This is a genomic window from Curtobacterium sp. NPDC086286 (assembly GCF_044746255.1).
Classification (GTDB): Bacteria; Actinomycetota; Actinomycetes; order Actinomycetales; family Microbacteriaceae; genus Curtobacterium.
The window spans coordinates 63,783-74,593 of record NZ_JBIVBW010000010.1; the positions used below are offsets into that span (position 1 = coordinate 63,783).

At 71.6% G+C, this 10,811-nt stretch carries 12 protein-coding genes; 8 read left to right on the forward strand and 4 right to left on the reverse strand.

Annotation, left to right across the window (positions count from 1 at the left end; translation table 11 throughout):
* Nucleotides 1-55 precede the first annotated feature (55 nt).
* The 3 genes from fdxA to ACIPKM_RS17290 all read left to right on the forward strand — a co-directional run bounded on the left by fdxA (nucleotide 56) and on the right by ACIPKM_RS17290 (nucleotide 2,956).
* A complete protein-coding gene (gene fdxA / locus ACIPKM_RS17280; RefSeq protein ID WP_058728223.1) occupies nucleotides 56-373 on the forward strand; it encodes a ferredoxin in 318 nt (105 codons plus the stop codon).
* Between the two features lie 14 nt (nucleotides 374-387).
* Nucleotides 388-1,506 carry a succinyldiaminopimelate transaminase gene (gene dapC, locus ACIPKM_RS17285; protein WP_402737187.1) on the forward strand — a complete coding sequence of 373 codons (1,119 nt, stop codon included), beginning with the start codon at nucleotides 388-390 and terminating at the stop codon, nucleotides 1,504-1,506.
* 151 nt (nucleotides 1,507-1,657) lie between these two features.
* A complete protein-coding gene (locus tag ACIPKM_RS17290; protein ID WP_083403225.1) occupies nucleotides 1,658-2,956 on the forward strand; it encodes a citrate synthase in 1,299 nt (432 codons plus the stop codon).
* A gap of 126 nt (nucleotides 2,957-3,082) precedes the next feature.
* Here the strand turns inward: ACIPKM_RS17290 and ACIPKM_RS17295 are convergent, their stop codons facing one another.
* Together ACIPKM_RS17295 and dapD are read right to left on the reverse strand one after the other, a co-directional pair.
* A complete protein-coding gene (locus ACIPKM_RS17295) occupies nucleotides 3,083-3,889 on the reverse strand; it encodes an alpha/beta hydrolase (RefSeq protein ID WP_402737188.1) in 807 nt (268 codons plus the stop codon).
* Between the two features lie 11 nt (nucleotides 3,890-3,900).
* Nucleotides 3,901-4,869, reverse strand: a complete 969-nt coding sequence (gene dapD, locus ACIPKM_RS17300; protein WP_071294981.1) for a 2,3,4,5-tetrahydropyridine-2,6-dicarboxylate N-succinyltransferase — start codon at nucleotides 4,867-4,869, stop codon at nucleotides 3,901-3,903.
* Nucleotides 4,870-4,957: 88 nt separating this feature from the next.
* On the opposite strand from dapD, the gene dapE reads away from it, so the two are divergent.
* Both dapE and ACIPKM_RS17310 read left to right on the forward strand, forming a co-directional pair.
* Nucleotides 4,958-6,040 (forward strand): succinyl-diaminopimelate desuccinylase, encoded by a 1,083-nt coding sequence (dapE, locus tag ACIPKM_RS17305; RefSeq protein WP_402737189.1) that lies wholly within the window; start codon nucleotides 4,958-4,960, stop codon nucleotides 6,038-6,040.
* Nucleotides 6,025-7,269, forward strand: coding sequence for a hypothetical protein (locus ACIPKM_RS17310; protein WP_402737190.1), 1,245 nt, complete (start codon nucleotides 6,025-6,027; stop codon nucleotides 7,267-7,269). The genes dapE and ACIPKM_RS17310 overlap by 16 nt, the downstream gene beginning before the upstream one ends.
* Here the strand turns inward: ACIPKM_RS17310 and ACIPKM_RS17315 are convergent.
* Nucleotides 7,248-8,396, reverse strand: coding sequence for an AI-2E family transporter (locus ACIPKM_RS17315; protein WP_070416699.1), 1,149 nt, complete (start codon nucleotides 8,394-8,396; stop codon nucleotides 7,248-7,250). The two genes, ACIPKM_RS17310 and ACIPKM_RS17315, sit on opposite strands and share 22 nt — an antisense overlap.
* A gap of 127 nt (nucleotides 8,397-8,523) precedes the next feature.
* Here ACIPKM_RS17315 and ACIPKM_RS17320 point away from each other — a divergent pair, with 127 nt between their 5' ends.
* Complete coding sequence (locus ACIPKM_RS17320; RefSeq protein WP_017887054.1) at nucleotides 8,524-8,694, forward strand: DUF3117 domain-containing protein; 171 nt, start codon at nucleotides 8,524-8,526, stop codon at nucleotides 8,692-8,694.
* 122 nt (nucleotides 8,695-8,816) lie between these two features.
* Complete coding sequence (locus tag ACIPKM_RS17325) at nucleotides 8,817-9,575, forward strand: AAA family ATPase (protein WP_402737191.1); 759 nt, start codon at nucleotides 8,817-8,819, stop codon at nucleotides 9,573-9,575.
* Here the strand turns inward: ACIPKM_RS17325 and ACIPKM_RS17330 are convergent.
* The gene (locus ACIPKM_RS17330; RefSeq protein WP_070416696.1) at nucleotides 9,572-10,204 is read right to left on the reverse strand and encodes an O-methyltransferase; all 633 of its coding nucleotides are present in this window, start codon (nucleotides 10,202-10,204) and stop codon (nucleotides 9,572-9,574) included. The two genes, ACIPKM_RS17325 and ACIPKM_RS17330, sit on opposite strands and share 4 nt — an antisense overlap.
* Before the next feature lie 64 nt (nucleotides 10,205-10,268).
* Here ACIPKM_RS17330 and ACIPKM_RS17335 point away from each other — a divergent pair, with 64 nt between their 5' ends.
* A complete protein-coding gene (locus ACIPKM_RS17335) occupies nucleotides 10,269-10,637 on the forward strand; it encodes a twin-arginine translocase TatA/TatE family subunit (RefSeq protein WP_070416695.1) in 369 nt (122 codons plus the stop codon).
* The last annotated feature ends 174 nt before the right edge of the window (nucleotides 10,638-10,811 follow it).

Consider the following 10,811-nt stretch of genomic DNA (forward strand, 5'->3'; position numbering starts at 1 on the left):
GGCCGGGTCGCGCGGGTAGACTCGATCTGCTCAGTCCGAAGGGAGCACCCCAACCGTGACGTACGTGATCGCCCAGCCCTGTGTCGACGTCAAGGACCGCGCCTGCATCGACGAATGCCCGGTCGACTGCATCTACGAGGGTGACCGGTCGCTGTACATCCACCCCGACGAGTGCGTCGACTGCGGTGCGTGCGAGCCGGTGTGCCCGGTCGAGGCGATCTACTACGAGGACGACCTCCCCGACGAGTGGGCCGACTACTACAAGGCCAACGTCGAGTTCTTCGAAGAGGTCGGTTCCCCCGGCGGTGCCGCGAAGGTCGGTGTGATCCACAAGGACCACCCGGTCGTCATGGCCGAACCGCCGCGCGGCTGAACCGGATCCGACCCGTGGCGCTCGACCTCCCCGACTTCCCCTGGGACCAGCTCGTCCCGTTCAAGCAGCAGGCCGCGGCGGTCGAGGGCGGCATCGTCGACCTCAGCGTCGGCTCGCCCGTCGACCCGACGCCCGCCGTCGTCCGCACGGCGCTGGCCGAGGCGACCGACGCGCACGCCTACCCGCAGGTCGCCGGCACCCCGGCCCTGCGCGAGGCGATCGCGGACTGGTACGGCCGGCGCCAGGGCGTGACCCTCACGCCGGACCAGGTCCTCCCGACCATCGGGTCGAAGGAGTTCATCGCCGGGCTCGCGCTCTGGCTCGGCATCGGCCGCGGCGACACGGTGGTGTTCCCGGCCGCGGCGTACCCGACGTACGAGCTCGGTGCGGCCCTGGTCGGCGCCGACGCCCTCGCGTCGGACGACCCGGCCGCCTGGCCGTCCACCACGAAGCTCGTCTGGCTGAACTCCCCGGGCAACCCCGACGGCCGCGTCCTGTCGATCGACGAGCTGCGCGCCGCGGTCGAGCGGGCGCGGGAGCTCGGCGCCGTCATCGTCGGCGACGAGTGCTACGCCGAACTCGGGTGGGAACCGCCGTACGACACCGCACCGACCCCGACGATCCTCGACCCCCGGGTCGTGGGCGACTCGGTGGACGGGGTGCTCAGCGTCTACTCGCTCTCGAAGCAGTCGAACCTCGCCGGCTACCGGGCGGCCTTCGTCGCCGGTGACGCGCAGGTCCTCGCCGAGGTGCTCGCGGTCCGCAAGCACACGGGCATGATGCCGCCGCTCCCGGTGCAGGAAGCGATGATCGTCGCCCTCGCCGACGAGACCCATGTGCAGGCGCAGAAGGCGCTGTACCGCGCCCGACGGAACATGCTCCGACGGGCACTCGAAGGCGCCGGCTTCCGGGTCGACCACAGCGAGGCGGGCCTCTACCTCTGGGCCACCCGCGGCGAGCCCGCGCTCGACACCGTCGCCTGGCTGGCCGAGCGCGGGATCCTCGTCGCACCGGGGACCTTCTACGGCGCAGCGGGTGCCGAGCACGTGCGTGTGGCGCTCACGGCGACCGACGAGCGCATCGCCGCAGCCGCGCAGCGACTGGCGAGCGGGCGTCGTCTGGCGTCCGCCTGAGCCTTTCGCGCTCGGCGCAATCCGTGGTTCCCACCAAGTCCTGAGGCTCGATGTGTGCACGACCGACAGTGGGCGCGATTAGGCTGTCACCGTGACTGACACTGCCAATGACGCTCAGAAGACGGCCACACCGCCCACCACGCCCGTCCCCGTGAGTCCCGCCGCCGAGCAGACCGCGGCGACCGCGACGCTGACGTACCCGGGCGGCACGGCGGAGTTCCCGATCCTGCCGAGCGTCGACGGTGCGTCCACCATCGACATCTCGACGTTCAAGAAGCAGACCGGGATGAACACGCTCGACTACGGGTTCGTGAACACCGGGTCGACGAAGAGCGCCATCACCTACATCGACGGTGACCAGGGCATCCTGCGGTACCGCGGCTACCCGATCGACCAGGTCGCGTCGAACCTGACCTTCCTCGAGGTCGCCTGGCTCCTCATCTACGGCGAGCTGCCGACGCCCGCCGAGCTCGAGTCGTTCGACGCCCGGATCCGGCGCCACACGCTGCTGCACGAGGACCTCCGTCGTCTGTTCGACGCCCTGCCGCACTCGGCGCACCCGATGTCCGTCCTCTCCAGCGCCGTCAGCGCCCTGTCGACCTACTACGAGGACGACATGGACGTCGACGACCCCGAGAAGGTCGAGCTGCAGACCGTCCGGCTCCTCGCGAAGCTGCCGGTGATCGCCGCGTACGCGCACAAGAAGTCCATCGGGCAGGCGTTCCTCTACCCGGACAACTCGCTGTCCTTCGTCGACAACTTCCTGCGCCTGAACTTCGGCACCATGGCCGAGACCTACCAGCCGAACCCGGTGCTGTCGAAGGCGCTCGAGCGGCTCCTGATCCTGCACGAGGACCACGAGCAGAACGCCTCCACCGCCACGGTCCGGATGGTCGGGTCGACGAAGGCGAACATGTTCGCCTCGATCTCCGCCGGCATCAACGCGCTGTACGGTCCGCTGCACGGCGGCGCGAACGAGGCCGTGCTCGAGATGCTCCAGCAGATCAAGGACTCGGGCGAGCCGGTGACGCGCTTCGTCGAGCGGGTGAAGAACAAGGAGCGCGGCGTGAAGCTCATGGGCTTCGGGCACCGCGTCTACAAGAACTACGACCCGCGGGCGAAGCTCGTGAAGGAGTCCGCGCACGAGGTGCTCGAGGCGCTGGGCGTGCAGGACGACCTGCTCGACATCGCCATGGAGCTCGAGGGCATCGCGCTCGAGGACGAGTACTTCGTCAGCCGGAAGCTCTACCCGAACGTCGACTTCTACACGGGCATCATCTACAAGGCGATGGGCTTCCCGCCGCGGATGTTCACGGTGCTGTTCGCCATCGGGCGTCTGCCCGGGTGGATCGCGCAGTGGCGCGAGCTGAACAACGACCCGCTGAACAAGATCGGGCGCCCGCAGCAGCTCTACGTCGGGCACCCGGAGCGCGACCTGCCCGCACGCTGACGCGGCGCGCGGCCACGCGCGGGGCGGTGGACGCGACGGATCGACGGACGGGAGGCACGGTGCGGGCCGGCACCGCGCCTCCCGTCCGTCGCACGGCCGGCTCCTCCGCGTGCCCGCCCGCGCCGCTCAGGCGCCGGACGAGCGCGCCGCCCAGGCGGTGACGAGGTCGAGCGCCCGGTCCGAGTCCGGCGACCCCGGCCGGTTGAGGAAGGCGTGGCGCGCTGCCGGGAGCACGTGCCGTTCGACCGCGACCCCGGCGCCGCGCAGCTCGTCGGCGAACCGGTCGCCCGAGGCCCGCATCGTGTCGTGCTCGGCGTCCACCATGAGCGTGCGGGGGAAGCCCTCAAGGTCCGCGCCTCCGGGGAACGCGGTGGCGGTGTCGTCTGCGCGGCCGACGTGGTTCCGGTTCGCCCGGTCGAGCAGTGCCGGGTGGTGGGTGAGCCGCCGGTGCCCGCGGACCGATCGGAGGACTGCCGCGTCGCGCGGGGTGCGGGCGTGGAAGAACCCGTACGCGAGGACGAGCCCGTCCGGCCGTGCGTCGTCCGGCAGCCTCCGCGTCACGGCTGCTGCGAGGCACGCGCCGGCACTCGCCCCGCCGAGGAGGACCGGACCGTCGGCCTCGCCGCGGACGACCTCGAGCACGGCGCGGACCTCGTCGTTCGGCACCGGGTGACGGCGTCGACCACGGGGTCCTCGGCGTCCGACGACGGGCAACCCGGGCAGGGGAGCGAGGCGGTACCCGACCGTGACGACGTCGAGCCCCCGGTCGGCGAGAGTGCCGGCGACGACGTGCGCTTCCGGCAGGTCGAGGCTGCCGCGGAAGAACCCACCCCCGTGCAACCACACGAGCGTCGTGGCCGACGTCGTGCCCCGACGCGCGGCGTACCGGCGGACCGGCACCGGGCCGTGCGGTCCGTCGACCGTTCCCCCCACGGACGGACCGCCTACGCGTGCAGCGCGGTGTTGAGCTGGATGCCCTGCCCCTGGCGCTGCAGTGCCTCCACCGCGCCGGAGACCGAGTTGCGGCGGAACAGGATGTTGGGCGTCCCGGAGAGCTCGGCGGCCTTGACCGTCTTCGGGGTGCCGTCCGGGTTCGGGGCCGCGCCGACGAGGACGACCTTCGTGCCGGCCGTCACGTACAGCCCGGCCTCGACCACCGAGTCGTCGCCGAGCGAGATGCCGAGACCGGCGTTCGCACCGAGCAGCGCGCGCTCCCCGAGGGAGACGCGGTGGGTGCCGCCGCCGGACAGCGTGCCCATGATGGAGGCACCGCCGCCGATGTCCGTGCCGTTCCCGACGACGACGCCTTGCGAGACACGGCCCTCGATCATCGCGTCGCCGAGGGTGCCGGCGTTGAAGTTCACGAAGCCCTCGTGCATCACCGTCGTGCCGGGAGCGAGGTGGGCGCCGAGCCGGACCCGGTTCGCGTCGGCGATGCGCACGCGGTCCGGCACGACGTAGTCGACCAGCCGGGGGAACTTGTCGATCGCGTGCACGGCGATCCCGGCGCGCTGCAGGCCGGGGCGGAGGCGGGTCAGGTCGTCGGGGTGCACCGGGCCCGCGTTCGTCCACGCGACGATCGGCAGGTGTGCGAAGACACCGTCGAGGTTGACCTCGTTCGGCGCCACGTGCAGGTGGCTGAGGAGGTGCAGGCGGAGGTACGCGTCCGGCGTGCTCGCGGGTGCGGCGTCGATCGTGACCTCGGTCGTGACCGCCTCGATCGTGACACCGCGGCGCGGGTCGTCGCCGACGTGTGCGCGCAGGTCGGCGGGGAACACGGCGTCGGCGGGCAGCGCGCCGACGAACGTCTCCGGGTACCAGGTGTCGAGCGTCGTGCCGTCGGCGGCGATCGTCGCGAGGCCGTGGCCCCAGGCGTGGGTCGGGCGGGCGGTGGCAGCGGTCGTGTCGGTCACCGGACCAGGGTACCCAGCGAGGGGAGGGGCCACCCGTCCGTCCGGACGGCTCCGCCGGGCTGCAAGGGTCGGCCGGTAGGCTTCCCGCATGCCGGAGCCGCTCGACCTCACCGCCTCGTCCATCGACATCACCCGTGCCATCTGCGACATCGAGTCGGTGTCCGGCGACGAAGGGCCGCTCGCCGACGCGATCGAGGCCGCCCTGACGCCGCTGCCCCACCTCGAGGTGATCCGCGACGGCGACGCGATCGTGGCACGGACGAACCTCGGTCGTGACCGCCGCGTGGTCATCGCGGGACACATCGACACCGTGCCGCTCAACGGGAACCTGCCGACCGAGTTCCGGACGGCCGAGGACGGCACCGAGATCCTCTGGGGCCGGGGCACGGTGGACATGAAGGCGGGTTGCGCGGTCCAGCTCAAGCTCGCGTACGACCTCGCCGAGCCGAACGTCGACGTCACCTGGGTCTTCTACGACCACGAAGAGGTGAGCGACGCGCTGAACGGCCTCGGACGCCTGGCACGGACGCGTCCCGAGCTCCTCACGGGCGACTTCGCGATCCTCGGCGAGCCCTCCGGCGCGCAGATCGAGGGCGGGTGCAACGGCAACCTCCGCGCCGAGGTCCGCGCGTACGGCAAGCGCTCGCACAGCGCCCGGAGCTGGATCGGCGACAACGCGATCCACAAGGCCGCGCCGATCCTGGCCACGCTCGCCGCCTACGAACCGCGCACCGTCACGGTCGACGGACTCGACTACCGCGAAGGCCTCAACGCCGTCGGCATCACGGGCGGCATCGCCGGCAACGTCATCCCCGACGAGGTGATGGTGCACGTCAACTACCGCTTCGCCCCGTCGCGCAGCGCGGACGAGGCCGTCGCCCACATCCGCGAGCTCTTCGACGGCTACGACGTGCAGATCGTCGACCTCGCCGCCGGTGCCCGACCCGGACTCGACGCCCCGCTGGCGCAGGACTTCGTCGCCGCGGTCGGCGGTCCCGCGCCCCGCCCGAAGTACGGGTGGACCGACGTCGCACGCTTCTCGGCGCTCGGCGTCCCCGCGGTCAACTACGGGCCCGGCGAGCCGGTCTTCGCCCACCACGACGACGAGCAGGTCCCCGTCGACCAGATCACCGCGGTCGAGCACGGTCTGCGTCGGTGGCTGACGGCCTGACCACGGCCGGGTCCACCCGGCTGAGCCCTGCCCGCGCCCGGTGGCACGCCCGCTACCGGGTCGTGCCGTGGTGGCTGCGGATCACGGTCGTGTACGTGCTCGCGCGGATCGTCACGGGCACGATGCTCGCCGCGTTCGCGAGCGTGCAGGCGGCGAACTCCTTCACGGTGCAGCACCCCGGCCTGCTGTCGTTCTCGTCGATCTGGGACGGTGCCTGGTACCGGGTGATCGCCGCGTCCGGGTACCCCTCGACGCTGCCGATCGACGCCACGGGACACGTGACCGAGAACGCGTGGGCGTTCATGCCCGCCTACCCCTTCCTGGTGCGGGGCCTGATGGCGCTGACGGGCGCGTCCTTCGAGTTCGTCGCCGTCTCCGTGTCGCTCCTGTTCGGCTGGGGAGCGGCGCTCGTGTTCCGGCGGCTGATGGGTCGGTTCCTCGACCCGGCGCGGGCGACCTTCGCGACCGTGCTGTTCTGCGTCGCACCCGTCTCGGCGATGTTCCAGGTCGCGTACGCCGAGTCGATGGGCCTGTTCCTGCTCCTCGTCGCGCTGCTGCTGATGCTGGACCGCCGCTGGTGGTCAATGCTCCCGGTCGTCCTGCTGCTCGGGATGACCCGGCCCACCGGGCTGGCCTTCGCGCTGCTGATCGTGCTGTTCCTCGCCGCGTGGTTCGTCCGCCCGTCGTGGGTCCGCGCGTCGTCGCCGCTCACCGTGCAGCGGTTCGTCCCACCCGCGGTGGTCGCGGTCGTGTCCGGGATCGTCGGGCTGGCGTGGCCGGCGATCGCCTGGGCGGTGACCGGGGTGCCCCGGGCGTACACGGACACCGAACTGGCGTGGCGGTCGTCGTACATCGGGTGGCGGGAACTCGTCCCGTTCGCGCCGTGGGTGCAGGGCTTCGGGTGGTGGTTCGGGCAGCCGGCCGGCGCGATCCTGCTCGCCGTCGTGGTGGTCGGGTTCGCCGCGTTCGTGGCCCTGCCGGCCGCGCGGCGGATCGGGCTCGAGCTGCGGCTCTGGGGCGTCGCCTACCTGGTGTACCTGCTGGCCGTGTTCTTCCCGCAGTCGAGCACCTGGCGCATCCTGCTGCCGATCGCCCCGCTGCTCGGGATCGTCGCGCTGCCGCGGTCACGGGTGTACCGGGTGGCGGTCGTGGTGGTCTGCATCGCGCTGCAGTGGGTGTGGATGTACTACTGCTGGTGGATCGACGGCTACGACTGGACCCCGCCGTGATCGACGTCGGCCTCGCGGTCCTCGGCGCCCCGCGCCACCGCCTCGGGGTCGGCTGACGCCGCCGCGTGGATCATCGCGTTCGCGGTCGCGATGAACGGCACCGCGAAGAACGCCCCGACGACGCCGGCGATCGTCGTGCCCGCGGTGACGCCGAGCACGACACCGAGCGGGTGCACGCGCACGGCCGAGCCGGTGAGGAACGGGTGCAGGACGTGGCTCTCGAGCTGCTGCACGGCGATCACGATGCCGAGCATGACCAGCGCGGGCACCCAGCCGTTGAACACGAGCGCGACGAGCACCGCGACGACGCCCGCGACGATCGCGCCGACCACCGGCACGAAGGCGCCGAAGAACACGATGACGCCGATCGGGATCGCGAGCGGCACCTGCAGCGCGAGGGCGCCGATCACGATGCCGAGCGCGTCCGTCACCGCGACGACGAGCTGGACGCGGATGAAGCTCGTCAGCGTCTTCCAGCCGGCGTGCCCGGCGACGTCGATGCGACCGCGCGCCCGGCGGGGGAAGAGCCGCACCACCCACGACCAGATGCGCGGGCCGTCGACGAGCACGAAGATCGTCGTGAACACCACGATGAAGAGGCCCTCGAGCAGGTGCACGAGCCCGCTCCCGGCCTCGGCCGCACCTGAGGCGATCGACGACGCGTGGGTCTGCAGGAACTTCGTGCCGTCGGACAGCCACTTCGTGACCTGCGACGCCGTGATGCCGAACGGCTCGGTGGCCAGCAGGCTCTGCAGGGACTGCACGTTGTGGTCGAGACGGTGCTCGAGCGACGGCAGGTCGTACCGGATCTGCGCCGTGACGACCAGCGCGAGGACGCCGATGACGATCACGACGGCGAGGAAGCACGACAGCACCGCGAGCCACTTCGGCCAGCGGTGGCGCTGCAGGAACAGCGAGAACGGCGCGAGCAGGGCGCACACGATGAGGCCGATCAGGAACGGCACCACGATGTCCTGCAGCAGGACCACGAGTGCCACGACGACGGCGAGGGCGGCGACGACGACGAGCATCCGCCACGAGAACGCCCCCGCGACGCGCACGCCGACGGGGACGGCCTCGACGGCGGGGTCGAGCGGTTGACGGCGCTTGGAGCGGATGTACGGCACACGCCAAGGTGACCACTCGGAACCGCGAGAACGTCGCGATCCACGACCCCCAACCTGGGCGGTTTCGCAGTTCCCCCATCGATACGAGATAATGGGGGTGCATGTACTGCACGAAAGGGGACATCTGATGGCAGCCATGAAGCCGAGGACCGGTGACGGGCCGATGGAGGCTGTTAAGGAGGGTCGACTCATCATCGTGCGGGTTCCGCTCGAAGGTGGAGGCCGCCTGGTCGTCTCGGTCAACGATGCCGAGGCCAAGGAACTCCACGACGCACTCGCCGAGGTCGTCTCGGCCTAGTACGTCGACGCACCAGAACGGAGGGCCCGGAGCGCGTACGCTCCGGGCCCTCCGTCCGTCCGCCCGCCCTCCGTCCGTCCCGCCCGGCGCCGATGTCGGCGTGGCACGGCAGGATGGGCTCCGTGCCGAGGACCCACCTGCCGATCCGTCGCGTCGAGGAGTACTGCGACCCCGACCCGATGCCCCGCGACGTCTGGCCCGCCACCCTCGCCCCCGTCCGGCAGCTCCTCGACGAGGGGCTCGACCTCGACCCCGTCACGGTGTTCGTCGGGGAGAACGGCGTCGGCAAGTCCACCATCGTCGAGGCCATCGCGCTGCAGTTCGGCATGGGGCCGGAGGGCGGCGGCACCGGATCGCAGCACTCGACCCGCGCCTCCGAGTCCGACCTGTGCGAACACATCGCCATCCGCCGCGACTTCGGGGCGCCCCGCGGCGGGTTCTTCCTCCGGGCGGAGACCATGCACGGGTTCTTCACCTACCTCGAGGAACACCCGAACCTGTCCCGGCCCGAGCCGGTCTTCCACGAGCGCAGCCACGGCGAGTCATTCCTCGACTTCGTGATCGACCGTGCGCGGTGGCCCGGGTTGTGGATCCTCGACGAACCCGAGTCCGCGCTGTCGTTCTCCGGCTGCCTGGCGCTCATCGGTCTGCTGCAGTCGATCGTCGAGAGCGGTGTCGGGCAGGTGCTCATGTCGACGCACTCACCGGTGCTCGCAGCCTTCCCCGGCGCGACGATCCACGAGGTCGGCGAGTGGGGCCTGCGGCGCACGGAGTGGGCCGACCTCGACCTCGTCCGGCACCAGCGGTCGTTCCTCGACTCCCCGGAGCGCTACCTGCGCCACCTCGGGCACGACGGCTCCGACCGAGACGACACCGACTAAGCGGACACCTTCGTCATCTGCAGCAGTCCGTCTCCGGCGGGGGAGAGCGCGCTGATGACCGCTCCCGACGTCGACACCTCGGTGAGCAGCAGCCGGAAGTCGGTCGTCGCCCGGTCACGCTTCACCGGGTCGGCCACCCGGCCCCGCCAGAGCGCGTGCGGCACGAGGACGGTCCCGCCGAGCCGAGCGAGCCGCAGTCCGTGCTCCACGTACTCGATGACGTGCTCCGGGTCGGCGTCGACGAGGACGATGTCGTACGAGGCCTCGTTCATGCGCGGCAGCACCTGGTTCGCCCGGCCCGGGATGAGTCGGATCCGGGCGGGGGCGGTGCCCGCGGCGATGTACGCGTCACGGGCGTACTGCTGGTGGTCGACCTCGATGTCGATCGTGGTGAGCGTGGCGGACGGTGCGCCGCCGAGCAGGTACAGCCCGGACACCCCCAGGCCGGTGCCGATCTCGATCATGCTCGTGGCGCGCGAGGCGGCCGCGACGACCCCGATCTGTGCGCCGATGGCGGGGGAGATCGCCTCGACCCCGAGTTCGAGGGAGTGCTCCCTGGCTCGGGCGATCACCTCGGACTCCGAGACGATGTCCTCGGCGAACTTCCAGTTCGACTCTTTCTCTGACACGCACACTCCGTTCGGGTGACAACTCTACGGGTGCTCCGGGGTGTGGACGGGTTACGCTCGTACCGTGTTCGACGGCTTCGAGAAGTTCCTGGTGATCGGGATCATCGGCGTCCTCCTGCTCGGTCCGCAGCGACTCCCGCAGTACGCCCAGAAGCTCGCCGAGTTCGTCAAGGCCGTCCGTCGCTTCGCCGACACCGCGAAGGACCGGATGCGCGACGAGATGGGCCCCGAGTTCGACGAGGTCGACTGGCAGAAGCTCGACCCGCGGCAGTACGACCCGCGCCGGATCATCCGTGATGCGCTGCTCGACTCCGGCAGCAGCGCCGCTGCGGTGCAGACCGCCCAGGTGACCGCGTCGAAGGTGCGCGCGACGGCACCCGTGGTGCCGCTCGCCGTCGGCGAGGCCGCACCGTTCGACGCCGAAGCGACCTGACGCGACGTCACGTGAGCCGGTGACGGACTGGAGGCGGGGGGGCCCCGGGGCCCCCCCCCCCCCCCCCGGGGGGGGGGGGGCCCCCCCCGGGGGGCCCCCCCCGGGTAAGGAACCGGTCCCCCCCCGCCCGCGCCCCCGGGGGGTGGGGGCACCACCGCGGGGCCCCGCCCGGGT

Bases quoted from the DNA above. Each gene is read 5' to 3' on its own strand.
- dapE (WP_402737189.1), top strand. From the start codon at position 4,958: ATGCCGGAGCCGCTCGACCTCACCGCCTCGTCCATCGACATCACCCGT.
- ACIPKM_RS17320 (WP_017887054.1), top strand. From the start codon at position 8,524: ATGGCAGCCATGAAGCCGAGGACCGGTGACGGGCCGATGGAGGCTGTT.